The sequence below is a fragment of the Ruegeria sp. H8 genome (genome assembly GCF_056532905.1).
Genome location: NZ_JBQFNY010000006.1, coordinates 175,789 through 200,401, shown reverse-complemented (window position 1 = coordinate 200,401; position 24,613 = coordinate 175,789). Strand labels below are relative to the sequence as shown.

Annotated in this window: 25 protein-coding genes; 9 read left to right on the top strand and 16 right to left on the bottom strand. The window is 59.1% G+C overall.

The features are described from left to right. Positions 1-30 precede the first annotated feature (30 nt). From ACR0A2_RS15415 to ACR0A2_RS15365, 11 genes are all read right to left on the bottom strand, one after another. Positions 31-753 (bottom strand): amino acid ABC transporter ATP-binding protein, encoded by a 723-nt coding sequence (locus ACR0A2_RS15415; RefSeq protein ID WP_152460597.1) that lies wholly within the window; start codon positions 751-753, stop codon positions 31-33. After that, positions 750-1,412, bottom strand: coding sequence for an amino acid ABC transporter permease (locus ACR0A2_RS15410; protein WP_152460596.1), 663 nt, complete (start codon positions 1,410-1,412; stop codon positions 750-752). Before ACR0A2_RS15410 ends, ACR0A2_RS15415 begins: the two co-directional genes overlap by 4 nt. Positions 1,413-1,423: 11 nt before the next feature. Continuing rightward, a complete protein-coding gene (locus ACR0A2_RS15405) occupies positions 1,424-2,086 on the bottom strand; it encodes an amino acid ABC transporter permease (RefSeq protein ID WP_480835909.1) in 663 nt (220 codons plus the stop codon). Positions 2,087-2,155: 69 nt separating this feature from the next. Next, entirely contained in the window at positions 2,156-2,956 is an 801-nt protein-coding gene (locus tag ACR0A2_RS15400) for a transporter substrate-binding domain-containing protein (RefSeq protein ID WP_171229353.1), read from the bottom strand. 444 nt (positions 2,957-3,400) lie between these two features. Beyond that, positions 3,401-4,627: a Tm-1-like ATP-binding domain-containing protein gene (locus ACR0A2_RS15395; RefSeq protein ID WP_480835907.1), complete on the bottom strand. Its 1,227-nt coding sequence runs from the start codon at positions 4,625-4,627 to the stop codon at positions 3,401-3,403. Positions 4,628-4,640: 13 nt separating this feature from the next. Beyond that, on the bottom strand, positions 4,641-5,582 hold the full coding sequence (locus ACR0A2_RS15390; RefSeq protein ID WP_480835905.1) for a homoserine kinase: 942 nt from the start codon (positions 5,580-5,582) through the stop codon (positions 4,641-4,643). Further along, positions 5,579-6,874 (bottom strand): aspartate aminotransferase family protein, encoded by a 1,296-nt coding sequence (locus ACR0A2_RS15385; RefSeq protein WP_480835904.1) that lies wholly within the window; start codon positions 6,872-6,874, stop codon positions 5,579-5,581. Before ACR0A2_RS15385 ends, ACR0A2_RS15390 begins: the two co-directional genes overlap by 4 nt. Positions 6,875-6,889: 15 nt before the next feature. Further along, on the bottom strand, positions 6,890-8,374 hold the full coding sequence (locus ACR0A2_RS15380; protein WP_480835903.1) for an aldehyde dehydrogenase: 1,485 nt from the start codon (positions 8,372-8,374) through the stop codon (positions 6,890-6,892). 5 nt (positions 8,375-8,379) lie between these two features. After that, a complete protein-coding gene (locus ACR0A2_RS15375) occupies positions 8,380-9,900 on the bottom strand; it encodes a tripartite tricarboxylate transporter permease (RefSeq protein WP_171640792.1) in 1,521 nt (506 codons plus the stop codon). A gap of 7 nt (positions 9,901-9,907) precedes the next feature. Next, a complete protein-coding gene (locus tag ACR0A2_RS15370; protein WP_480835901.1) occupies positions 9,908-10,444 on the bottom strand; it encodes a tripartite tricarboxylate transporter TctB family protein in 537 nt (178 codons plus the stop codon). A 63-nt stretch (positions 10,445-10,507) separates the two neighbouring features. Next, positions 10,508-11,437, bottom strand: coding sequence for a tripartite tricarboxylate transporter substrate binding protein (locus ACR0A2_RS15365; protein ID WP_152460587.1), 930 nt, complete (start codon positions 11,435-11,437; stop codon positions 10,508-10,510). A gap of 108 nt (positions 11,438-11,545) precedes the next feature. Between ACR0A2_RS15365 and ACR0A2_RS15360 the strand changes: the two genes are divergently transcribed. Then, positions 11,546-12,325 carry an IclR family transcriptional regulator gene (locus tag ACR0A2_RS15360; protein WP_480835900.1) on the top strand — a complete coding sequence of 260 codons (780 nt, stop codon included), beginning with the start codon at positions 11,546-11,548 and terminating at the stop codon, positions 12,323-12,325. A gap of 34 nt (positions 12,326-12,359) precedes the next feature. Then, entirely contained in the window at positions 12,360-13,712 is a 1,353-nt protein-coding gene (locus tag ACR0A2_RS15355) for an aminotransferase class III-fold pyridoxal phosphate-dependent enzyme (RefSeq protein WP_480446902.1), read from the top strand. Between the two features lie 33 nt (positions 13,713-13,745). Here the strand turns inward: ACR0A2_RS15355 and hpaR are convergent, their stop codons facing one another. Then, positions 13,746-14,186: a homoprotocatechuate degradation operon regulator HpaR gene (hpaR, locus tag ACR0A2_RS15350; RefSeq protein WP_171233309.1), complete on the bottom strand. Its 441-nt coding sequence runs from the start codon at positions 14,184-14,186 to the stop codon at positions 13,746-13,748. A gap of 105 nt (positions 14,187-14,291) precedes the next feature. Between hpaR and ACR0A2_RS15345 the strand changes: the two genes are divergently transcribed. The 7 genes from ACR0A2_RS15345 to ACR0A2_RS15315 are packed head-to-tail and all read left to right on the top strand — an operon-like array spanning position 14,292 to position 21,270. Next, positions 14,292-14,690, top strand: coding sequence for a 5-carboxymethyl-2-hydroxymuconate Delta-isomerase (locus tag ACR0A2_RS15345; RefSeq protein ID WP_480835899.1), 399 nt, complete (start codon positions 14,292-14,294; stop codon positions 14,688-14,690). A gap of 3 nt (positions 14,691-14,693) precedes the next feature. Beyond that, positions 14,694-16,202, top strand: a complete 1,509-nt coding sequence (gene hpaE / locus ACR0A2_RS15340; protein WP_152460582.1) for a 5-carboxymethyl-2-hydroxymuconate semialdehyde dehydrogenase — start codon at positions 14,694-14,696, stop codon at positions 16,200-16,202. Positions 16,203-16,256: 54 nt separating this feature from the next. Beyond that, positions 16,257-17,099 carry a 3,4-dihydroxyphenylacetate 2,3-dioxygenase gene (gene hpaD / locus ACR0A2_RS15335; protein WP_480446905.1) on the top strand — a complete coding sequence of 281 codons (843 nt, stop codon included), beginning with the start codon at positions 16,257-16,259 and terminating at the stop codon, positions 17,097-17,099. A 58-nt stretch (positions 17,100-17,157) separates the two neighbouring features. Next, complete coding sequence (locus ACR0A2_RS15330; RefSeq protein WP_480835897.1) at positions 17,158-18,555, top strand: pyridoxal phosphate-dependent decarboxylase family protein; 1,398 nt, start codon at positions 17,158-17,160, stop codon at positions 18,553-18,555. Continuing rightward, positions 18,552-19,406, top strand: coding sequence for a fumarylacetoacetate hydrolase family protein (locus ACR0A2_RS15325; RefSeq protein ID WP_480835896.1), 855 nt, complete (start codon positions 18,552-18,554; stop codon positions 19,404-19,406). The genes ACR0A2_RS15330 and ACR0A2_RS15325 overlap by 4 nt, the downstream gene beginning before the upstream one ends. Beyond that, positions 19,403-20,203 carry a 2-oxo-hept-4-ene-1,7-dioate hydratase gene (hpaH, locus tag ACR0A2_RS15320; RefSeq protein ID WP_480835895.1) on the top strand — a complete coding sequence of 267 codons (801 nt, stop codon included), beginning with the start codon at positions 19,403-19,405 and terminating at the stop codon, positions 20,201-20,203. The genes ACR0A2_RS15325 and hpaH overlap by 4 nt, the downstream gene beginning before the upstream one ends. 11 nt (positions 20,204-20,214) lie before the next feature. Further along, positions 20,215-21,270 carry an aldolase/citrate lyase family protein gene (locus tag ACR0A2_RS15315; RefSeq protein ID WP_480835893.1) on the top strand — a complete coding sequence of 352 codons (1,056 nt, stop codon included), beginning with the start codon at positions 20,215-20,217 and terminating at the stop codon, positions 21,268-21,270. A 99-nt stretch (positions 21,271-21,369) separates the two neighbouring features. Here the strand turns inward: ACR0A2_RS15315 and ACR0A2_RS15310 are convergent, their stop codons facing one another. Genes ACR0A2_RS15310 through paaG form a run of 4 tightly spaced genes read right to left on the bottom strand, consistent with a single transcriptional unit; the run spans position 21,370 to position 24,518 of the window. Next, positions 21,370-21,966, bottom strand: coding sequence for a TetR/AcrR family transcriptional regulator (locus ACR0A2_RS15310; RefSeq protein WP_171205859.1), 597 nt, complete (start codon positions 21,964-21,966; stop codon positions 21,370-21,372). 3 nt (positions 21,967-21,969) lie between these two features. After that, positions 21,970-23,280: a phenylacetate--CoA ligase PaaK gene (paaK, locus tag ACR0A2_RS15305; RefSeq protein WP_480835892.1), complete on the bottom strand. Its 1,311-nt coding sequence runs from the start codon at positions 23,278-23,280 to the stop codon at positions 21,970-21,972. Positions 23,281-23,304: 24 nt separating this feature from the next. Continuing rightward, positions 23,305-23,730: a hydroxyphenylacetyl-CoA thioesterase PaaI gene (paaI, locus tag ACR0A2_RS15300; RefSeq protein WP_171170296.1), complete on the bottom strand. Its 426-nt coding sequence runs from the start codon at positions 23,728-23,730 to the stop codon at positions 23,305-23,307. 2 nt (positions 23,731-23,732) lie between these two features. After that, the gene (paaG, locus tag ACR0A2_RS15295) at positions 23,733-24,518 is read right to left on the bottom strand and encodes a 2-(1,2-epoxy-1,2-dihydrophenyl)acetyl-CoA isomerase PaaG (RefSeq protein ID WP_152460574.1); all 786 of its coding nucleotides are present in this window, start codon (positions 24,516-24,518) and stop codon (positions 23,733-23,735) included. Between the last annotated feature and the right edge of the window lie 95 nt (positions 24,519-24,613).

Below are 24,613 nucleotides of genomic sequence, written 5' to 3'. Positions count from 1 at the left end.
CTTCCTCGTTGTTTCAGGGGGCCGGTGCACTCAGCGCACGTTGGCAAGGAATTTACGGGTATGTTCGGATTGCGCATCACCGAATATCTGCCCGGGCGGACCGATCTCTTCCATCACGCCCTGATGGAAGAAAGCAACCCGGTCCGACACATCGCGTGCGAAACCCATCTCGTGCGTGACACAGATCATGGTCATCCCTTCTTCGGCCAAAAGGCGCATCGTGTCGAGAACCTCGCCCACCAGTTCGGGATCCAGCGCTGACGTCGCCTCATCAAACAGCATGTATTCCGGCTCCATCGCCAGCGCGCGGGCGATGGCCAGACGCTGTTGCTGGCCACCCGAAAGGGCAGATGGGTAGACGCCCAGCTTTTCGCCCAGGCCAACATGGGTCAGTTGGCGGGCGGCGATGTCGCGGGCTTCTGATTTTGACAGTCCCTTGACGATCTTGGGGGCCAGCGCGACGTTTTCCAATGCGGTCAGGTGGGGAAAGCTGTTCCATTGCTGAAACACCATTCCCAGCTTTGTGCGCAGCTTGTTGATGTCGGTGCCCTTGGCATGAACATCAGTGCCATCCACCCTGACCGAGCCTTGCTGGATCGGTTCCAGCCCGTTGATGCAATAAAGCAGGGTCGATTTGCCGGAGCCCGATGCGCCGATCACCGACAGGACCTCTCCTTTCTGCACATCCAGATCGATGCCCTTCAGCACATGCAGCGCGCCGAAATACTTGTGCAGGTCGCGAATTTCGATCATTGGGCCCACCTTTTTTCAAGAGACGCGGAATAGCGCGAAATCGGATAGCTGAGCGCGAAATAGAACGCGCCCGCGATTGTCAGGATCAGGAAAGGTTCCTGCGTCCGGGTGATCAGGATCTGACTGGCCTTGAGCAATTCGACATAGCCCAGCACCGAAACCAACGCGCTGTCCTTCATCACTCCCAGTGCGACACCGACCCAGGCCGGGAACACCGCGCGCCCGCCAATCGGGAAGACGACATAGCGCAGATCCTGCCAATAGGTCATGCCCAGACTGCGCGCGGCACGGCGCATCGGCGCACCGACGGCCTCGATCCCGCCGCGTGCGACATTCGCAACCAATGCGGCCGTGTAGATCGACAGGATCACCACGCCCGAGGCGAAGGGGTCCAGATTGAGCCCGACAATGGGCGCAAAGTTGTAGAACAGCACCAGTTGGATGATCAGCGGGACGGAACGGAAAACATCCAGAAACGGGGCCACTGTCAGGGCTGCGGCCAGCTTGCCCTCGTACAGGATCCACCCGCATACCACGCCAAGAAGCGTTCCGATGGATATCGACAGAACCGAAATCCAGAGTGTCCGCAGGGCCGCTTCGCCCAGAAACCACAGATCATTGATGGTGAAGCCGCTGAAAAAGCTGACAGTGGGTTCCATCCGAGCGTCCTTCAGTAGCGAAAGAGCCGGGTCGCCAGCAGGCGTGAGGCTCCGAGAATGATTTTGACGATCACGTAGTAGATGACCGCGGTGACGGCGAAATATTCAAAGATGCGGAAGGTGCGCGAGGCAAAGAACTGCGTCTCGCCTGACAGCTCGCGGAAACCGACCAGCATGCCCAGCGAGGACATGAGCACGGCCCAGACCATCTGATTGGTGATCGGGTGATAGACGATGCGAAACACCTGCGGGATCACCACGCGTGTGTAAGCCTGCCACGCGGTCATGCCCAGGGAACGAGAGGCCCGCAACTGCGTCTCGGGGACGGCCTGGAAGCCTCCGCGAAAGTTTTCGGCCAGATAGCCGGCGCAATTGAAGGTCAAACCTGCCAGCACGATGAAGTAAGGCGACAGGTGCAGGCCGAATGCGCCAAGCCCGAAGCCGAAAAAGAACAGCTGAAACAGGGCGGGCGTGTTTCGGGCCAGTTCGACCCAGGCCGAGGCGAACCAGTACAGAGGCCCCTTCAGGTGCAGCCGCGTCAGCGCAAGACACAGACCGAAGAGGATGCCCAGGATCATCGCCAGCACCGCGACTTGCAAGGTCAGCAGCGATGCCTCAAGCAAGTCCGGCAAGCTTTTCATGACCGGCCGCCAGTGGAAGTTGTAATCGAACACGGGTTTTTTCCGAATTGACCGGCTCTTTCGCCCGGCCGAAACCAGACGAAAGAGCACTGGGGGGTGAAATCAGTACATCACGCCGGGGATGCGCAGCTCGGGGGCTTCGCCTCCGACATATTTGCCCCACAGGTCCTGGTACCGGCCCGAACGCACCTGATGCGTGACAAACAGGTTCAGGAAATTCAGCCAGGTGACGTCCTGTCGTTTGCCCACGACCGAGGTGTAGTCGGTGGTCCAGGGCATACGGGGGCCGGCCAGCACGGTTTCATACTGCTGGGTGATCGGCAGAACGGCGGTGTTGGTGGTGATGCCGATATCGGCCTTGCCCTGCGCGACCGCCAGAAACACCTCGTTTTCCGACTGGTAGCCCTGATAATTGCCTTCCTCACCCCATTCGGCGGCAATCTTCAGCCATTCCTGTTCCGGCACGGTGCCAATCGCGGCGGCGACGCGTTTGCCGCGGATGTCTTCGAAGGTTTCGATCCCGCTGTCCGCGTTCACGACGCCTTGCGCATAGTAGATTGCATAGGGAATGCTGAAGCCCACGGTCCGCGCCCGTTCAAGGCTGTCCGAGGTTGCGCCGAACACGACGTCGGCGCGCCCGGTCACGATGACCGGCAGGCGTTCGGCCCAGGTCAAAGGCAGGATTTCCGCCTCAACTTCAAGCGCCGCGGCCAGATCATTGCAGTAATCCACGTCAAAACCCGCCGGTTCGTTGTTGGCGTCGCGATACCCGATCGGCGGAAAGTCTAGAACAACGCCGCAGCGAAGAGTGCCGCGATCCACGACATCGTCGAGCGTGTCCGCCATCGCAGGACCTGTTGTGAAAGTGGTGAAGGCCGCCAAAGCGACGAGTTTCTTGAGCATGTGATCCTCCCTGAATCAAAGATGCGACCACGAATAAAGGATATTGGATCCAACATCCATAAAAAATTTGCCACCAGCAGCGATACGGGCCCGTACCCGGCTACAGGATGGATCAATTGGTCAAGAAACGCCCTTCGCTGATTGATCGTCTTGAGGGTGGGGGCAGGCCGATCATCCCATCGTTCAAAACGTTGTGGAGACGCTTTTGGCGCAACATCCAATGAAGGACCGGTCATTCTGATCCGGTCCGCGTGGCGCAGCTTGCACCGGGCCGGGATGGACGAAGACAACCCTAACACGTTCTGCAACCGTCCGCCTGAGGACTGGGTGCCCGAGGGTCACGGAACCGACCTGCACAACCCGGACAGGTGCCCCCATTCGCTGTAAGACAACGCGCAGGGTTGTTTTTCCCTTTCCCGATGCTGCCAATGGCGTTCAGTCTGTTCAGATGACGCCGGTTTCCAACCACGTGTCAAATCGTGACAGAACAGCTTCGCAGAAAGCCGCGTCGTTGATGTGAACATCCAGCTCGGTCATCGGCACCCGGCCAGGCATGACCTTGCGCGCCTCGTCCACCATTTCTGCCAGAGCCTCTGGATCATGCGCCTCTTCGCCTTCCCTGTCCCAGGCCTCGACACCCTGAACGGGCAAAAAGAAATGCACCGGCCCGGTTGCGGCTTCCAGACGGTTGGCGAGTTCCCGAATCCAGGCGCGCCGCTCGGCGCCGTTGAAGACCGAGCTTTTGATCAGGCGGTTGTGTTCGTGGAACGGGCGATCGGCATATTGTTCGGGGATGTCCTGCCAGCCCGCAAAATCCAATAGATCCAGCGCACCGGGTGCCACCATCTGGGGCGTTCCTACGCGCCCGGCATTGGTGACCCGGTCATCGCCGCTGGACACGACAGAGCCCGCCATCAGGTTGCCAAATTCCTGCATGCAGAAGTCCATCACGCAGGCAAACGCGCCTTCGCCCGCCAGTTTTTCATAGGCCATGCCGCCCATTCCGGTAGAGTGGAACACGGCCACTTCAAAGCCGCGGTCTTCCAGTGCCGGTTTCAGAATTTTCATGTAGCGCAGGCAGGACGAACCAAGGCTGGTCATCCCGATCAGAGGTTTGCTGCGATCGGGTGCGGTCGCTGCCCTGGCTGCGCCCACGACGGCCCCGGCAGCCTGGCTGAGCGACGATTTACAGATCGAATTCATGCCATACAGGCCGCCGGCCCACAGGATCATCTGAACATCCGGCGCCAACCGATGCGGAGGGATCAGAGGCGAGAAGCTGACCGTTGACACGATATATTTGGGAACGCCCATCGGCAAAGCCTGCGCACAATCCAGCGCAAGGTCTGTGCCCATGGTTCCGCCCGTGGCCAGCATCCCGTCAAATCGACCTTCTGAATAGGCTTGTGCAACAACTTTTGCGGCCCCTGCGGACATCACGCGAAAGGCTTTGTTCTCGTCTCTTTGCGCGATGACCTGTTCTATTGTCATGCCACCGGCAGCGGCAACGTCGTGTTTCGAGATCTCCGTCGGTTCGGACGGATCACCCAGAACCGATACATCCATGGTCAGCACGTCAGCGCCCTGCGCTCTGACCGCCTTTTCGATGAACCGCATTTCGGGCTCTTTGGTATCATACGTACCAATCAGCAGGATTGTCTTTTCGGCCATCGGTGCCTCCTGTCTAAGTGTGCTGTTGAAGGTATTGGGACATCAACGCCCGGGCGGTTTCAACGAACCGCTCATTGCGTATGCCCGATCCATCTTCGTTCAGGCGGGATGCAACCCATCCCACATAGGTTACGGCGCGCAGTGCCATGAGTAGGTCGAGTTGTTGGGTACAGATCGGTCGCTCAGATCGATACCCCGCCAGCAAAGCACCGCGCAGCCGGTTGAAATCAGGTTCGTGCAGGTTCTTGAGAAGCGTCGTTGCGATATCAAACAGGCGAAAACCGAACCCGGCATCGTCGAAATCAATCAGCCACAGTTTGTCACCGTCAACCATGACGTTTTCGCGGACAAGATCGGCGTGGATCAGGCCGTAATCCAACTGATTTTCCGCGCGCCGAAGGTCACGATCTGCGATATCCCGGAACGCCAGGAAAAGGGCCCGGTCCGTTTTTCCAAGCGTTGGGTTTTCCCAGAAACGACCCCAGACAGGGGCGTCTCCAAGCAACCCGCTGCGATCCCATGACCAACGCACGAAGTCCTGAGGAGGTGTCCATTGGTCGCTGATGTGGTGCAGCCGTGCCATTTCCCGGCCGATTGAGCAAAAGACGCCTGTCCTGTCCTGATGCGTCAAAGCCTGTCCTGTCGCACCCAGAGGGCGGCCCGGCAACCAGTCGAGTATGTCGACCTGAATACCGTCCACCAGATGCAGATAGCGCCCATCTGCGGCCGGAACGGGCGTTGGAACCCGGACCCCGTTTTTGCCGAGAACAGCCATCCACTGTAGCTCTGACCGGAGTTCGGCATCCGTTCGCAAGCCCTTGCGATGCAGTCTCAGGGCATAGGCGGTCTGGCCTGCCTGAACGCGATAGACGCGGTTTTCCCGAGCCGCCACAAGAGACGCCTGGCCATCAGCCAGCCCCCAAAGGGACAGCGCATGTTCCACGATCTGCTTCATGCCACCAGCGGCGTTTCCGCCAACACGTCGTCCAGCGTGTCGAAAAGAAGATCCGCGTTTTCGACAGAGAATGGCATGGGCGGGCGAATTTTCAGAGTATTCTTGTGACGCCCAAGCTTGGAGTGAATGATCCCGCGCTGGCGCATGGCGTTGATGATACGGTCAGTGAATTCACCGGCGGGTTCCTTGCTGTCGCGATCAAGGACCATTTCAGCCCCGAATATCAGCCCCGAGCCGCGTATGTCTCCGATGACGTCATATTTTTCTTTCAAAAGGTTCAGCCGTTTTCGCGCATGGTCGCCAACGGATCTGGCATGTGCGACCAGGCTCTGGTCTTCGATCTCGTCCAAAACCGCCATCGCGGCAGCACAGGAAACAGGGTTTCCGCCAAACGTGTTGAAGTACCGATATCCCTTGCGGAATGCCGAAATGATCTCGGAACCTGTGACCACGCCGCCCACCGGATGGCCGTTGGCCATGGGTTTGCCCAAGGTCATGACATCCGGCACAACGCCCAACTTCTGATGCGCCCACATGTGGGTGCCGGTTCGGCCAAAGCCTGATTGCACCTCGTCGCAGATCAACAGGCCCCCGGCCTGGCGGACGACCTTGGCCGTGGGTGCCAGCCAACCGTCCGGATTTTCGGGAAACCCCTCGTTCAGAAAATAAGGGCAGAGGATCAATGCGGCAAAACCGGTGCCGGCCTTTTCGTGTTCCGCAATCTGTTCCGCCACGGCATCGGCGAATTTTGACCCGTCCGGGTCGGGATGGCGATAGCTGTCGGGTGCGCTGACAAAGCGGAAATACCGGCCCAGACCGAAACCGACCGTCGGAATGTTCGATCTGCTCAACTGGCTGACCAGCGCGGTATTGCCGTGATAGGTGGCGTCGGTGGCAATGATCCCTCGTTTTCCGGTCATCGCCTCGGCCATTCGCAGAGCAATGTCATTTGCCTCGGAGCCGGTACAGGTGAGGATGGCCGTATCCAGGGAGTCGTCCATCGTTCCGGTCAGTTTTTCCACATAGTCCAGAATCCCGTCATGCAGATACCGGGTGTGCGTGTTGAGCGTGCGCGCCTGACGACAGATCGCCTCGACCACGCGCGGGTTGCAATGCCCCACATGAGGCACGTTGTTGTAGCAATCCAGATACTTGCGCCCGTCCGCATCCCACAGCCAGACGCCTTCACCTTTCACGAAATGAACGGGTTCGTCATAGAAGGTCGATACATTGGGCCCCAGAAACCGGGCCCTGCGTTCAATGAGTTCCGCGGATTTTGCTGGAAGGGTCATGCGGGCGGCCTTTTTTCAGAGTTTTATCCAGGCGGTTTTCAGATCGAAGTATTTCTCGATCGCGTGCAGCGATTTGTCGTGCCCGTTGCCGGATTGGCGAACGCCGCCCAGCGGAACGGTCAGGTCGGCACCGCCATACGTATTGACATGAACAACGCCGGCGCGAATGCCGGCCACCATGCGATGCGCGCGGCTGAGGTTCGAGGTCCAGACACCACCGGCCAGCCCAAATACGGTGGCATTGGCAAGGCGCAGCGCTTCGTCTTCGTCGGCAAAGGGCGTGACGGCCAGAACAGGGCCAAAGACCTCATTCTGGAACAGGGTGTCGGTCTCTTTCACGTTGGCCATCACGGTCGGCGCCATGTAATAGCCTCCGGTCTCTGTCAGGATGCGGTTTCCGCCGGTCCGGCGCTCGGCGCCTTCGGCCTCGGCCTTGGTGACGAAATCCAGATTGGCCTGAAGCTCTGGCAGGCTGTGGACCGCACCGATCTGGTTGTTGAGATCCAGCGGGTCGCCGACGCGAAAGCCTTCGGCGTGGCGGCTGATCTCGGTCACGAAGTCCTCGTAGATCTCTTGCTGGACCAACAGGCGCGATCCGGCAACGCAGACCTGACCAGAGTTGCGGAAGATGCCCGCCGCGGAAACCTTGGCTGCTTCGGCCAGATCAGGGGCGTCGGCAAAAACGATGTTCGGGGATTTACCGCCCAGTTCAAGATAGCAGCGTTTCAGGTTCGACCGCGCGGAATATTCCAGCAGCCGCCGCCCGGTTGTGCCCGACCCGGTAAACACCATGATGTCGACATCCATCGACAGGGCCAGCGCCTCACCCACGACCGAGCCACGCCCGGTCACGACGTTGAACACCCCATCGGGCACTCCGGCTTCTGCGGCAAGCTCGGCAATCTTGAGCAGGCTGAGTGAGGCGCTTTCGGCAGGTTTCAGCACGACGGAATTGCCTGCGGCCAGTGCCGGTGCAATTTTCCAGCTGCCGATCATCAGTGGAAAGTTCCAGGGCACGATGGCCCCGACAACCCCGACCGGAGCGTGATGCACAAGACCCAGAACGTCACCGTTTGTCGGGGCGATCTGCCCGTAGATCTTGTCGATCGCCTCGGCATAATACCGGAAAGTGGCCGCCGCCGAGAGCGCCTCGGCCTTGTAGGCCATGGTGATCTCGGTTCCGTTGTCGCGCACGCCCAACACGGCCAGTTCAAGCGCCCGTGCCTCGATCAGGTCAGCCAGTTTCAGCAGCACTTTCTTGCGGCCGGCAGGGGCCATGCGCGACCATCGCCCATCCTCGAACGCGAGGCGCGCCGCGCGCACGGCCATATCGACATCGGCCGGTGTGCCTTCGGCGATCAGCGCCAGAGGTTGGCCGTTGATCGGAGACAGAACCTGATGCCGGGCCCCGGTTTCACCATCCTGACTGCGGCCGTTAATGAAATGCCCGCGCGGAGCAATGTCCTGCGCACGTAGCGCATCAATCGAGGATTGGTCCATGGGGGTTATCCTTGCTGAGTTGAGTCTTCGTCGAGAACCGGCTGCGGTCTGACACGTTCCTTGTGTTCCTTGATCAGCGAACGAACGTGCAGCAGAAGGATTCCGAGGATCATGATGAAAAGCATTGCGGCAATCGGCCGGTCGATGAAATCAAGTGGCGACTTCACCCGCGCCATGGCGCTGCGCAGTTTAACTTCCATGATCCCGCCCAGAACCATGCCCAGAATGATCGGAACAATGGGCAGGTTCAGGCGCTTCAGGATCAGCCCGAACACGCCGAACCCGGCGGCAATGGCACAGTCCGTGACTGAGTTGCGCAGGCTGAATACCCCGACAAAAGACAGCGTCAGGATCATGATCCCCAGAAAGCGCGTCGGGATCTGAATGATCTTCAGCAGCAGGTTGGTCGAGAACAAAAGAAAGACCAGAACGATCACGTTGAGCAGGATCAGCGACATGTACAGCGCCATGACAAAATCCATCTGGTCGGCGAATAGCTGCGGTCCGGGGATCACGTTGTGAACGTAGAAGACGGACAGCATCATCGCGGTCAGCGCCTCGCCTGGAATTCCCAGCGCCAGCAGTGGAATCATCGCAGCCCCGGGGACGGCATTGTTGGCCGCCTCGGACGCCACCAGACCTTCGGGTGACCCATCGCCGAATTTGTCCGGGTCCTCAGAGGTTTTCTGTGCGTATGTGTATGACAGGAACTGTGATGTGAATTCGCCTGTGCCCGGTATCATGCCCATGAGCACACCCAGCGATGACGAAACCGTCGCGATGCGTTTCAGGCCCAGCAGCTCTTTGAGGCCCGCGAAGATGCTGCCGCGCACATGGGCTTCGCCCGGCGCGTGTTCTTTGTCGACCAGCAACAGCAGCGCCTGACTGATGGCGAACAGCCCAAGAACCACCACGATCAGATCGACACCTGACGAAAGCCAGGTTTGGTCAAAGGTGAAACGTTTGGTGTATTTGACGGGTTCCAGACCGACGGTGCTGAGGAAGATGCCGAAGAATGCCAGCATCGCGGCCGAGAAGGTTTGACCGCGATGGGCCAGGATCACCAGAAGGATGCCCATGAGTGCGGCCAGAAAAATCTCACGGCTGCCGAAATGCGGAGCAACCCAGGCCAATACGGGCGACAGGATGATCAGACAGAGGATTGAGAAGATGCCGCCGAAGAACGACGCCGAATAGGCCAGTGACAGGGCCCGGTGGCCCTCGCCGCGCTTGGTCATGGGATAGCCGTCATAGGTGGTCAATGCGTTGACGGCCGTACCGGGCGTGTTGATCAGGATGGCGGGGATTGCGCCGCCATACATGGACGACCCGTAGATGCCCAGCAGAAGGGTCAGGCCGACGATGGGCTCGAACGCGAAGGTGGCGGGCAGCAGGATGGCAATTGCGACAGCAGCGCCGACGCCGGGCAACGCGCCGATGATGACCCCGCCCACCGATCCGATGATCAGCGCCACAACGACCTGCCACTGCGCCAGAATTGCAAAGCCGGAAATCAGATTGTCCATCTTGGCCTCACAGGTAGGTCAGCGCAAAGGCGCGCAGCCCGTCGGGCAGGTATTCGTATATCCGACCGGCAGGAATGTTCACCTGAAGCAACGCGCGGAAAACGACTGCAACGACCGCGCCGAAGCCAAGTGCAACGCAAAAAGCCCCAGGCAATCGAAACCCCAATCGTATCGTCAGCAGGGCTGCAAAAAGCATGGTCGATGGCAGGTATCCAAGCCACGGAACCGCCACGACATAGATCAGGAAGTAGGCAACGTATTCGAGGGACATCAACCAGAACGTCACCTCTCTCAACCGTCCGGGAATGCGTGGGGACAGGACGGAGCCCAGCAAGTGGAGACCGCTGAACAAAACCATGCCCCAGATCGCGATCTTGGGCCACAGGGCGGGTTGCGCAAACCACTTGGTTCGTTTGACGGCCTGAGTCTCAGCGCCGATCTGGCTGAGAAGGAACAGGGAGAAGCCGAAGAAAAGGAAAGCAAAGACAATATCGCCAGGACGTCGATACCGTCGGAACATGTCTTGCAGCGTCTTTGCTATCATTTTGGCCTCCTGTTTGAATCAAACAGACCCGGCGTTGTTAGATCTGGCCGGGCCTGTTTCGGATTATTCGCCCAGAATCTCTTCGATCTTGGCGAAAGAGGCTTTGTCCTGCTCGATCTGAGCATTCGAAGCGTCCGGGTCCTGCCAGTAGATCAAGGCGCCCGTTTCCTCAGCCAGCTTTTTGGCTTTGTCCGAGGACAACGCTTTCTGCGCGGCAGCCGAGATCTTTTCACGCGCGTCGGCGGGCGTGTCCTTGTGCACGAACAGCCCGTTCCAAAGGGCCAATGGCAGATCCGGATTGAGCTCCACGATCGTCGGCGTGTCCGGAACCAGTGAAATCCGCTCGCCGCCGATGCTGGCAAGGACATTCACCTGATCAAGGCAGGGAAGGATAAGCTGTAGCGTAGTATTGATGACATCCACGTCGCCTGAGGCCAGCGTGTTGCAATCCAGGGCGTCGAATGCCGCTTCGCTGGCAAAGTCGAACCCGCTGCTGACCGCAGCTGCAAATGTGACCTGAGTGGGGGGCAGAACCGATCCGAAATGGCCAAGCGCCACGTCATTTTCCTTGCCGTAGTCGGCCAGTTCTTCCCAATTTGAAAACGGCGCGTCTTTGCTGGCCGCGATGACGAAGGGATAGGTCAGGAAGATGCCAATTGGATCAAAAGGATTCGGGTTGAGTTCGGGAATTCCGATTTCGGGACCGATGACAGGTACGCCGATGACGAATGAGCCGATGGTGTAGCCATCCGCCGGAGCGGTTGCCACCTCGACCGCGCCGGGGAATGGGCCGCCTCCGCCGCCGGGTTTGTTCACCACAGCGGCAGGCACACCGTACATGGCCTGGAATTCGTCGGCGATCATCCGGGTAAGGACATCTTCCAGATCACCCGGAGGCCAGGGGACGACAAAACTTACCGGCTTTTCAGGGTATTCAGCCAGTGCGGCAGTGGCCGAAGCCGCAAAAGCGGCGGCTGTTAGAAATTTCTTCATTGACACCTCCCGATAGTGGTTCATTATTTGAACCGCGTTAACAATAATAATGTTGCTTTGTTAAGTTAGTTCTGTCAAGTATTACCTGAGTAAGAGGACCACACGCACATGGGTACAGCCCTTAACGCCCTAAAAATGCTGGACTACTTTTCCAATGCCCGCCCAGAGATCGGGCTGAGTCACCTTGCGCGGTTGTCCGGGCTGAACAAAGCAACGGCATTGCGTCACCTGCGCGCGCTTGAGGAGTTCGGGTTGATCGAACAGAATCCGATGACGAAATCCTATGCGATCGGGCCGGCGGCTTTGCGTTTGGCCGCGCTGCGAGCGATAGCCAGGCCCGGCATCGAGGGCGCGCGCCAAAAGATGCAGGCCGCCATGCAGGTGGTCGGCGAATCCCTGCATCTGTCTTTGCTGGAGAAAACGGGGTTGCAGACGGCGCTTGTGGTGGAAACAACGCTGCACAGTGTCCGTGTCAGCCTGGATCCCAGCGAGATGCTTCCGCTCAATGCGACGGCATCAGGTCTTTGCATGCTCAGTTTCGGGCCGGCTCACCTTTTGGAGCAGTTGGATCAGCACGCGCAGGCACGGTTTACGCAAGCCACGCTTACTGATCCGAAGCTTATCAGGGAACGGGTCGCAAAGATCAGAGTTTCAGGCTGGGCCGACAGCCGTGGCAGTTACGAAGAAGGTGTTTTTGGATATGCCGCGCCGATCTTCGGTATCGATCAGGTCGCATTGGGAACCATCGCGATAGCGGTCCCGGAAACCCGGGCAACCAGCGACCGCCTTCCGGCAATACTGTCGACGCTGCATTCACTTTCGGTTGATCTGACTGCTGGTTTTGGCGGCCAGTTGCCCGACTCCTTTCCAACCGGATTCCACCCGTGACCCGGGGCGGATTCAACACTCGGAGACCCGCGACATGAAAGACTCCAACTTTCTGAAGGAAAACAACGCCCGGTATTTCTGGCACCCGATGGCGCACCCCGCCGACAGCCGGAAGAACCCGCCGACAATTCTCAGCGGTGGTGAAGGGGTCAACATCACTGATGTCGATGGTCACACGGCGCTGGACGCCGTAGGGGGGCTGTGGAACGTCAATCTGGGCTATTCCTGTGAGCCGGTGAAACAGGCCATAGCGGATCAGCTGAACGCGCTGCCCTATTACTCGACCTTTCGCGGCACCAGCAACGACAAGGCGATCGAGCTGTCCTATGAGCTGGCCCAGTTCTTCGAGGCCGACGGGCTGACCCGTTCATTCTTTACGTCGGGCGGGTCGGATTCGGTCGAAATTGCGCTGAAGCTTGCGCGTCAATATCACAAGGTCCGGGGTGAAGCAGGGCGCATCAAGTTCATCAGCCTGAAGCAGGGTTATCACGGCACCCATTTTGCCGCCGCTTCCGTCAACGGCAACCAGAAATTCCGCGCGGTGTATGAGCCGATGATGCCCGGCTGTTTCCACGTGCCCGCACCGTGGACCTATCGCAACCCGTTTGACGAAACCGACCCCGAGCGTCTGGCGCAGCTTTGCGTCAAGGCGCTTGAGGCCGAGATCGGTTTTCAGGGTGCAAACACTGTTGCCGCCTTCATCATGGAACCGGTGCTGGGCGCGGGCGGTGTGATCCCGCCACACAAGAGCTTCATGCCCATGGTGCGCGAGGTCTGTTCGAAACACGGCATCCTGCTGATCTCGGACGAGATCATCACCGCTTTTGGTCGTACCGGCAGCGAGAGCGGTGCGCGGCACTGGGGTGTTCAGCCCGACATCATGACGACGGCCAAGGCGATCACCAACGGGTATTTCCCTTTTGGCGCGGCCATGATTTCCGGTGCGGTCGCAGAGGTGTTTGAAAGTGACACCACGGGCCTGGCGTCCGTGGATCAGGGGTACACCTATTCTGGCCATCCGGTCGGGGCGGCCGCGGCCTTGGCCGCCCTGTCCGAGATCAACCGGCTGAGGATCTGGGAAAATGCTGCTGCGCGCGGGGACGAGTTGTTTGCCGGGTTGCAAAAGCTGGCCGACAAGCATGACGCGATCGGGGACGTGCGGGGCGGCGAGGGACTGATGTGTGCATTGGAACTGGTTTCGGACCGGGCGACCAAGGCGCCTGTCGCAAAACACCTGCCGCTTCAGGTTCAGAAAGCCGCATATGAAGATGGCGTGATGGTGCGTGTGTCTGGCAACAACATCATTCTGTCGCCGCCGCTGATCGTCACTTCGGAAGATGTGGCCAAAATTCTGTCGGCGCTGGATACCGGTCTTGCCACTTTGTAGGCGGTCAACCGACCCCGTCGGAACCTGGCGGGGTCAGACTTTGATGGCTTGCAGCTCCTCGAGCAGATCCAGCAGCTGATCCAGCTTCTCCTTGCCCATCTGCGCTTCGATATTGCTGGAGATCGCAAGTGAAGTGGCCAGGTTTTCCCTGAGGATGGCGCTTCCTGCTTCGGTGATCTTGACCATGGTGCGGCGTTTGTCGTTGCTGTCCTGACGGCGGGTGATCTGGCCGTCGGCCTCCATCGTGCGCAAAATGCGGGTCACGCTGGGCAGCAGCAGGCACGCCTCGTGCGCGATGGTGCTTTGCTCCACTTCGCCCAACTCGTCCAGAACGCGCAGGATGCGCCATTTCTGCTCGGTCAGTTGGATGCCTTGCAGCATATCCCGGATCGGAGCCATGACGGTTTCACGGGCACGCAACAGCGCGATCGGAAGGGACCGGGCAGTGCTTTTGGAATGGCTTTGAGTGTTCATGCGGCCTTCTAGAACGCCGTTCCGTGAATTGCAAAGATTAACAAAGCAATCTCTTGACAGGGGGTGCATTAAAAACTAAACATGTTAACTAATAAAGGAGAGACCATGCCTCACTTCCATGTCGAATATTCCGGCAATCTTGAAGACAGGATCGACATGGATGGCCTGTGCGAGTGCATTCGGTCAACGGCGGCTGGAATCGAGACCTTTCCCATGCCCGGTATTCGTGTGCGCGCGACACGGGTCGATCATTTCGCCATAGCGGACGGCAACCCGGCGCACGGGTTCATTGATATCTCGATCCGCCTGCGGGCGGGCCGATCCGCGGATGTCAAAGAAGATGCGACACAGCGCATATTCGAGGCGGTCAAAACATACCTGGCGCCGGTTTTTTCACAGCATTCCATCGCGCTCTCGCTTGAGATGCGTGACATCGACCCCAAGCTGTCGCCCAAGGCCGGTACGATCCGCGACCACCTGTCGGCGACCACGCAGGAGACCTGACGCATGAGCGCACTGGACACAAACATCGAAAAGCTGAACGGCTTTCTGGACCGGTTCCGGGAAACGGGCATCCGCAACCGTATCGCGGGTGAAGACCGGGACGGATCCGCCGGAGTTTTTCAGTCGGTCTCGCCCGTCGATAAATCCGTGATCTGTGATGTTGCCCATGGCACGGCTGATGACATTGACGCGGCAGCCAAGGCCGCCCACGCAGCCTTTGCAGAGTGGAGAGACATGCCCGCCACCCAACGCCGTCGCATCTTGTTGAATGTGGCTGATGCCATTGAAGCGCGCGCCGAGGAAATCGCACTGTGCGAGTGTTGGGACACGGGGCAGACCCTGCGCTTCATGTCAAAGGCAGCTTTGCGCGGGGCAGAGAACTTCCGGTATTTCGCGGATCAGGTGATTCAGGCGCGGGATGGGCAGCACCTGAAGTCTCCGACGCTGATGAATGTGACGACCCGTGTGCCGATCGGCCCGGTTGGCGTGATTACCCCGTGGAACACGCCGTTCATGCTGTCGACCTGGAAGATCGCGCCTGCGTTGGCTGCGGGTTGCACGGTGGTTCACAAACCCGCCGAGGATTCCCCTCTGACGGCCCGTCTTCTGGTGGAAATCGCCGAACAGGCAGGGCTGCCCAAAGGTGTGCTGAACACGGTCAACGGGTTTGGCCCCGACGCTGGCAAGGCTTTGTGCGAGCATGCGCTGATCAAGGCCATTGCCTTTGTGGGCGAAAGCCGTACCGGCAGTCTGATCGTCAAGCAAGGCGCAGATACCCATAAGCGCAACCATCTGGAACTGGGTGGAAAAAACCCGGTTGTCGTGTTTGATGATGCGGATCTGGACCGCGCTTTGGATGCCGTGATCTTCATGATCTATTCGATCAATGGCGAGCGCTGCACCTCGTCTTCGCGGCTTTTGGTGCAGGACACGATCAAGGAAGACTTCGAAGCCAGATTGATTGAGCGCGTCAACAACATCAAGGTGGGCCACCCCTTGGACCCCGATACCGAGATCGGGCCGTTGGTGACCGAAGAACACTACACCAAGGTCACGAGCTATTTCGACATCGCCAAGGAAGATGGCGCAACTGTCGCCGCTGGCGGCGTCACGGTGGGGGATGCGGGCTATTTCGTCCGGCCGACCCTGTTCACCAATGCCACCAACCAGATGCGCATCGCGCGTGAGGAGATATTTGGCCCTGTCCTGACCTCGATCCCGTTCTCGACCGAGGATGAGGCGCTGGAGACCGCCAACGACACGCCGTATGGCCTGACCGGCTATGTCTGGACCAATGATCTGACCCGCGCGCTTCGGTTTACAGACAAGCTGGAGGCTGGAATGATCTGGGTGAATTCCGAGAACGTGCGACACCTGCCCACGCCGTTCGGTGGGGTCAAAGCGTCCGGCATCGGCCGGGATGGCGGCGACTGGAGCTTTGAATTCTATATGGAACAGAAACATATCGGCTTTGCCACCGGTCAGCACAAGATCATGCAGTTGGGTAAATAGATCACGTAGGCCGACCCCGGCTGGGGCAAGCCCATTACACGAGGAGGAATTGCCATGGGAAAGATAGTACAGGCCGCAAAGATCACGCATGTACCCAGCATCTGGATGTCCCACACGATGCCAAAGTACAAGGGCATCCGGCAATCCGCCATTGATGGATATGCACGCCTGCGTCAGGACGCGATCGACCGCGGGGTCGAGACGTTCATCGTTTTCGACACCCATTGGATCACCAATCAAGGGTTTCACCTGAACACGAAGGAACATCACAAGGGCCGGTTCATAAGTCACGAATTGCCGCATATGTTGGCGGATATGGAGTTCGACTATCGCGGCGATCATGAACTTGGGGCAACCATCCTTGACGTTCTGCGCGAACGGGGAGAGCGGGCGCTGGGCCATTCGCACCCCGACATGGGCATGGAATACGGCACCCTCCTGCCGATGCATTTCATCAATGATGGCGTGAATGCCCGGGTTTTGCCGGTGGCGGTCAATCAATTCTCGTCGATTGCGGAAAACCGTGCCTGGGGCGAGGCCATTGCCGAGGGTATCCGACGTTCGGACCGCAATGTATCCATTCTGGCGTCCGGCTCGCTCAGCCACGACTTTACGCCGAATGAACGCTCGGTCGACGGGCTGAATGCCGTGAATGGCGAGTTCAACCGCCAGATGGACATGCGCGTTCTGGAGCTGTGGCGGCAGGGCCGATTTGAAGAGTTTCTGGAAATGCTGCCGGACTATGCAAAAAAATGCACCGGTGAATGCGCCATGAATGACACCGCTTTGCTGTTTGGTGCGTTGGGGTGGGGAAGCTACAAGGGTGAGATCGACATTTACACCCCGTATTTCGGCAGCTCTGGCACCGGTCAGGCCAATGTCAGCTTTTCGGTGTGACGCACGCAACGAAACAAAAGGGTTTGGCGGTGATCCCGTCACAAAGGAAAGTCAGTAGATGAACTGGGACACGTTTTCGTATTGGGGTCAGCACATCTCGAAATGGGCGGCGGATTATCACAGGACACTTGCTGAACGTCCCGTGCGGGCGCAGACCGCGCCGGGGGAAATCGCGGCACAGCTTGTTGCAACGCCACCCGAGACTGGCGAGCCGATGGACGCCATCATGGCCGATTTCGAACGGATCGTGATGCCGGGCATTACCCATTGGCAGCATCCGCGCTTTTTTGCGTATTTCCCGGCCAACGCTGCACCCCCGTCCATGTTGGCCGAGATGCTGGTGACGACCATCGCGGCCCAATGCATGTTGTGGCAGACCTCGCCTGCCGCGACCGAGGTCGAGGGCGTCATGGTCGACTGGCTGCGGCAGGCCCTTGGATTGCCCGAGGGTATGACCGGCGTCATACAGGACAGCGCCTCTTCGGCCACCTTGTCGGCGGTACTGACCATGCGGGAACGGGCCACCGGCTTTACCGGCAACCGGGAAGGCCTGAACGCCAAGGGGGCGTTGCGGATCTATTGTTCCGATCAGGTGCATTCGTCGATTGACCGGGCATGCTGGGTTGCCGGGATCGGTCAGGACAATCTGGTCAAGTTGCCCACGCAGGGGTCGAATTTCGGGATTGTTCCCTCGGCGCTTGAGGCCGCCATTCAGAATGACGTCGCCGCCGGACATATCCCGGCCGGGATCGTTGCAATTACCGGTGGCACAGGTGTGGGGGCTTGCGATGATCTGATGGCCGTGGCTGATATTGCCCAAAAATACGACCTCTACACCCATCTCGACGCCGCCTGGGCGGGTTCGGCCATGATCTGCCCCGAATTCCGCAGGGCTCTGTGGCAGGGCGCCGACCGCTATGACAGCATCGTCTTCAACCCGCATAAGTGGATGGGTGCGCAATTCGATTGTGCGATCCAGTTCCTGAGGGACGCCACGCCGCAGCTCGATACGCTGAAAATCGAACCGGAATACCTCAAGACGACCGGAGCCGAGGTGACGAATTACTCGGAGTGGACCATCCCGCTGGGCCGCAGGTTCCGGGCGTTGAAAATCTGGTTCCTGTTGCGGTCATATGGGTTGGAGGGATTGCGCGAACGCATCCGCAACCATGTGGCATGGGCCGGCGAACTGGCGGAAAAGATTGGTGCGATCGAGGGGTTCGAGATCACAACCGGCCCGATCCTCAGCCTGTTTTCCTTTCGCTGCCCGGGGGACGATGCTCAGCAGCAGCGTCTGGTGGACGCGCTGAATGACGACGGCCGGATTTACCTGACCCAGGGCATGTTCGACGGCCGCAAAATCATCCGCTTTCAGGTCGGACAGTTCGATACCACCCGCGACGACGTGTTGATGGCGGCGGACGTGATCCGGGACGTGTGGGAGGCCATGAAATGAAGTTTGCCACTTTCGTTTCGGGCGAAGAACGTTTCTTCGGGGCAATCACCGACGGTGGTGCCATTGCCTTGAACCAGGAATTCCCGGAACACGACAGCCTTTATGAGGTGATCGCGGCCGGAGCGTTCGATCAACTGGGAGAGGCGGCCGGGGGCAAACCTGTCACCCATCCCGATTTCGCCTATGACATGGTGATGCCGGATGCGCGACGTATCCTTTGCGTCGGAGTGAACTTTCCCGACCGGAACGCAGAATACAAAGATGGCAGCGCGCAGCCCAAATACATGTCCCTGTTTCCGCGTTTCGCCAGTGGCTTTACCGGCCATGACCGGCCTCTGATCCGCCCGCCGGAAAACCACACGCTGGATTACGAAGGCGAAGTGGCCATCGTGATTGGCAAGGCTGGCCGCCGCATTCCGCAGCAGGACGCGTATGATCACATCGCCGCGCTGACGCTGTGCAATGAAGGAACCATTCGCGACTGGGTTCGGCACGCCAAGTTCAATGTCACCCAAGGCAAGAACTGGGACCGCTCTGGGGCCATCGGCCCGTGGCTGGTTCCCTTCACGGATGCGGCCCAGTTGGATGAGGCGCGTCTTCAAACCCGTGTGAATGGCGAGCTGCGGCAGGATGATACGCTGAACCGCATGATGTTTCCGATCCGGCGCGAGATTGAATACATCTCGACTTTCATGACGCTTCAGCCCGGCGATATCATTGTGACCGGTACACCGACCGGGGCGGGCGCGCGGTTCGATCCGCCAAAGTACCTGGTGCCGGGCGACGTGGTCGAAGTTTCCGTCGAAGGTATCGGGACCCTGCGCAATACCATCGAGGACGAGCAAGCATGACGCCCGAAGATCACGCGCGCGCCGCTGCGGATCTGTTGCAGGCTGAAAGTTCTCGCGAACAGATCGGATTGCTGACCCTGCGCCATCCCGAGATGGGCATGGATGACGCTTACGAGGTGCAGAACGCCATCTGTCGCCAGAAACTGTCCGAAGGGCGCAAGGTGATCGGGTGGAAGATCGGCCTGACTTCGAAAGCCATGCAATACGCGTTGAACATCGACATTCCTGACAGTGGAATTCTGTTTGACGACATGGTTTTTGCACAGGGCGCCACCGTTCCGGCCGGGCGTTTCATCCAGCCCCGGATCGAGGCCGAAATTGCCTTTGTCATGAAATCGGCCATAGGCGGGGAAAACGTGTCCCGCGCAGATATCATCGCGGCGACGGATTACGTCGCGCCGTCCATCGAAATTCTGGATACGCGGATTCAACGGGTGGATCCCGAAACCGGCAAGGCCCGCACGGTTTTTGACACGATCAGTGACAATGCCGCCAATGCCGGTATCGTTTTGGGCAACGATCGCCACAGGGTGGATGCCTTTGATCTGCGATGGGTTGGCGCGCTGACCTTCCGCAATGGCGAGATCGAAGAAACCGGTCTGGGCGCGGGGGTGCTGAACGATCCGGTCGAAAGCGTCGTGTGGCTGGCGCGTCGCATGGCGCAATACGGTCAGAGCATCGCGCCGGGCCAGGTCGTTCTGTCCGGCAGCTTTATCCGCCCGGTCGAATGCCCCCCGGGAACAGAAATCCACGCGGATTTCGGACCGTTCGGCTCAGTCGATATCAATTTCGCCTGAAAGGAGCGCCAATGCCTGCGCCAATCAATTCGTTCAAGGCCGCGCTGACGTCTGGAACCCCTTTGATCGGGTGTTGGATCGGCTTGGCCAATGCCTACACCGCCGAGATCGCCGCAACCGCGCAGTTTGACTGGCTGCTGGTCGACGGTGAGCATGCGCCAAACGATCTGCGCTCGATCCTCGAGCAGGTGAGGGTGATTGAAGGATCTGGCAGTACCCCTGTCGCACGCCTGCCGATTGGCGAGACCTGGATGATCAAGCAATATCTTGATGCCGGTGTGCAGAACATTCTGGTGCCGATGGTCGAAAGCGGCGATCAGGCGCGCGAACTGGTGCGGGCCGTGCAGTATCCACCCCGTGGCGTTCGGGGCGTAGGTTCCGCTTTGGCGCGGGCCTCGCGTTTTGCGGCTATCCCGGATTATCTGAAAACGGCGGACGAGCAGATCTGTCTTTTGGTGCAGGTCGAAAACAGGCTTGGGCTGGAGGCGCTGGACGACATCCTGGCGACCGACGTCGATGGGGTGTTCGTCGGCCCGTCGGATCTGGCCGCAGATATGGGCCATATCGGCGATGCCGGGCACCCGGACGTGATCGAGGCCGTTCTTGATGCGATCCGGCGCATCGTTGCGGCAGGCAAGCCGGCAGGGATATTGTCGCTGGACCCGGTCATGCAGCGAAAATGCCTGGATCTGGGGGCAACATTCGTGGCCACGGACATCGATGTGACTTTGTTCGCCAAGGCAATCCGGGCCGCTGCCGCTGATGGGCTCAGCCAGCTGCCCGATCAGGTGGTTTTGGGAATCGCGCAGACAGGCGCGGCGTCGAAATACCTGCAACAACTTTGCAAACACTGGTCGCACAAGGCTCAGGTAACATTCGATGAAACGCAAGGCAGCGTAAGCTTTCCGGACGGGAACCGCGTCGCCCTTTCGGCAGACGACACCAGCCTGACCGTAACCGCCGCCACCCGGGCGCGCGGTGATCTGGCCCGATGGCAACAGGTCATCGAGGCTCATCTGGCGCGTTTTGCGTTTCGGGAAGAGTTCCGCATTGACTGGTCAGGATGAGGAAAACACGTTGCGGCCCTGAACCTGCCACTGTGGCAACGGGTCAAAGGCAGGCACCCCTGTGTTGAATTTGGACCGGTTTTGCCCAAAAGGCCTCAGTTAGAGCTTCTGGATACCATGGACGGTCAGAGTGCTGACCAGATCGGCATAGTCTTCGCGGGCCTTGGGCCCTGCTCCGCTGTTCCACATGTAATACCAGTTCAGCATCCCAAAAACTGACATCGTGGTGCCGCGCAGCTTGTCCTTGTCATCGTTGAAGGCTGTCGGCGCCAGCTCTTTCAGGATGTCGCGCACAAAATTCACCAATTCCAGCTGATACCCGCGCAGAAGTTTCTGCTGTTCCTCGGTCAAGGCGCTCATGCCGCTGATCTGCACCCGGTGTTCATCATCTGCGCCTTGGTAGGCAAACAGGATTTCGCGCACCGCCTTCCGCAGCTTCTGTTCAGACGTAAGACCGTTCAGATCCACATTGCATATACGGTCGCGAAGCTCGCGCAGGTAGGTTTCAAGGATGTCATACAAGATGGCATCCTTGCTGTCGTAATAGTGGTAGATGTTTGCCTTGGAAATCCCGCACTCTTTTGCCAACAGGGTCATCGAGGCGCGATCAAAGCCTTGGTCGGCGAACACTTTGGCGGCCGTTTTCAGGATTTGCTTCCGCTTCTGGTCGTGATCTTTGGCGATTGTACGGGCCACGGCTTATTCCTTATCGCGATTGTCGACGACGCGCTTCGCCTTGCCCTGAGAGCGTTCGACGTCGCCGGGGTCACCTACAACAATTTCCGTTGAGACGCCAACGACGTCCTTGATCCGCTTGGTCAGCATCCGTGCCGCGGCCGTCTTGGACAGTTCGTCGGTGGAATCCGGAGAAGATTCAACATAAACCCGCATGGCGTCCATGCGGCCGGATTTGTACAACTCGATCTGATAATAAGGGGCCAGGCCCCCCGTCGCCATGACCTGTTCTTCGATCTGGCTGGGAAAGACGTTGACGCCGCGCAGGATCATCATGTCGTCGCTGCGACCGGTGATCTTGGCCATCCGGCGCATGGATCGTGCTGTCCCCGGCAGCAGGCAGGTCAGATCGCGCGTGCGATAGCGGATCATCGGCAAACCTTCCTTGGTCAGGGTCGTGAACACCAACTCGCCAGTTTCGCCATCGGGCAGGACCTCTCCGGTCGCGGGATCAATGATTTCAGGCAGGAAGTGATCTTCCCAGATCACCGGGCCATCCTTGGTTTCCACGCATTCATTGGCCACCCCGGGCCCCATGATTTCGGACAGGCCATAGATGTCGACCGCATGCATATCAAACGCATCCTCGACTTCGGCGCGCATGGCGTCTGTCCAGGGCTCGGCACCGAACACGCCAACCTTCAGCGAGCTTTCACGCGGGTCGAGCCCGGCCTTGTGGAACTGTTCAAGGATATTGAGCATATAGGAAGGCGTAACCATGATCCCGTCGGGCTGGAAATCGTTGATCAGGTTGACTTGCTTTTCGGTTTGCCCGCCGGACATGGGGACGACGGTCGCGCCAAGCCGCTCGATCCCGTAATGTGCACCAAGACCGCCGGTGAACAACCCGTAACCATAGGCATTGTGCACCATGTCACCTTTGCGCAACCCCGATGCGCGCAGGGACCTTGCGCCCAGATCCGCCCAATTGTCGATGTCGTTTTTCGTGTAGCCCACCACCGTCGGCTTGCCCGTCGTACCGGACGAGGCGTGCAGGCGAATGATCTGGCTGCGTGGAACGGCGAACAGACCGAACGGATAGTTGTCACGCAGATCATTCTTGTACGTGAACGGAAACTTCGCCAGATCCGAAAGCTGCTGAAGATCGTCGGGATGCACACCGGATTCGTCAAACCGTTGCTTGTACATCGGAATGTTCTCATAGGCGTGGCGAACGGACCATTTGAGGCGCTCAAGCTGCGTCGCGCGGATTTCGTCGATCGAGGCGATCTCGATCGGGTCCAGATCCGCTTTGTTTGGGGAAAGGTCTTCCATCGCGTCACTCCTCCAGTCGCGAAGCTATTCCTGAAAATTCTGCCCGCCGACCGCGCGGGACATTCCGCGAAACTCGGCGATCAGGGTGTTGTCTTGGTTGGTGACGCGCACGTCATAGATGCCACTGCGGCCGGTGACGGCAACCTCTGACGCGATTGCGGTCAGATGGTCCCCTTTTTTTCCGGGCGCGAGGTAGCTCATCATCGTATGCTGGCCGACGGTTGCCACGTTGCGGCTGTTGCAGGCGAAGGCAAAGGCGCTGTCGGCCAGGGCATGAGTGACGCCCCCGTGGCAAATGCCGTGCCCGTTGCAGTGATGGTCCCCGACTGTCAGGGTCAGAACTGCACGGCCTTCGTCGACTTCGACCAGATCCATCCCGAACCATTTGCTGGCTTGGTCATTCGCCCACATCGCTTCAGCGGATTTCGTGGCACGTTCTTTGGGTGTCATCATCAGCGTCCCTGGAAATTCGGTGCCCGCTTTTCAAGAAAACTGGATACGCCCTCGGCGTAATCCGCGCTTTCCCCGCAGGTCTTCATTGCGTCTGCTTCGATCTCGAGCTGATCCGAGAGCGACGTGGTGGCAGCCGTTTGAATGCACTGTTTTGTCAGCCCGAGCCCGAGGGTGGGGCCGTTTGCCAATTGCGCGGCAAGTGCGCGCGCTTCGGTCATCAATTGATCATCGGCCACCGCCTTCCAGATCAGCCCCCAATCTTCGGCTTGCTTGGCCGGAAGGGGTTGGGCTGTCAGGGCCAGCCCCTTGGCGCGCGCCTCGCCCAACAGGCGCGGCAAGTGCCAACTGCCGCCCGTGTCGGGAATCAGGCCCACCTTGGAAAAGCTCTGAATGAATTTCGCACTTTCCGCGGCCAGAACCATATCACAGGCCAGCGCCAGATTTGCACCCGCCCCGGCGGCCACTCCGTTCACGGCGCAGATCACCGGGATATTCATCGACCGGATCAACCGGACAAGAGGGGCATAGAACCTGCGTACCGTTTTGCTTAGATCCGGCGGGCCATCCATTTTCGACGGGTCGCGATCGCCGAGGTCCTGACCGGCACAAAAGCCTCGTCCGGCACCGGTCAGCAATATCGCGCGGGCCCCGCCGTCGCGCGCGGCTTTCAGCGCATCCTGAAGCGCCAGGTGCATTTCTTCATTGAACGAGTTCAGCTTGTCCGGGCGGTTCAGGGTGATTTCGGCCCAGTTCCCGTTGTCTTGTACAAGAATCGTATCGCTCATGACTGTCTCATCTGGTCTCGTTTCAACTTAATCATTGCATTAACCGAACGGTTGGTCAATATATAAACCCGAACCGAATCTGAACCGATCAAAGG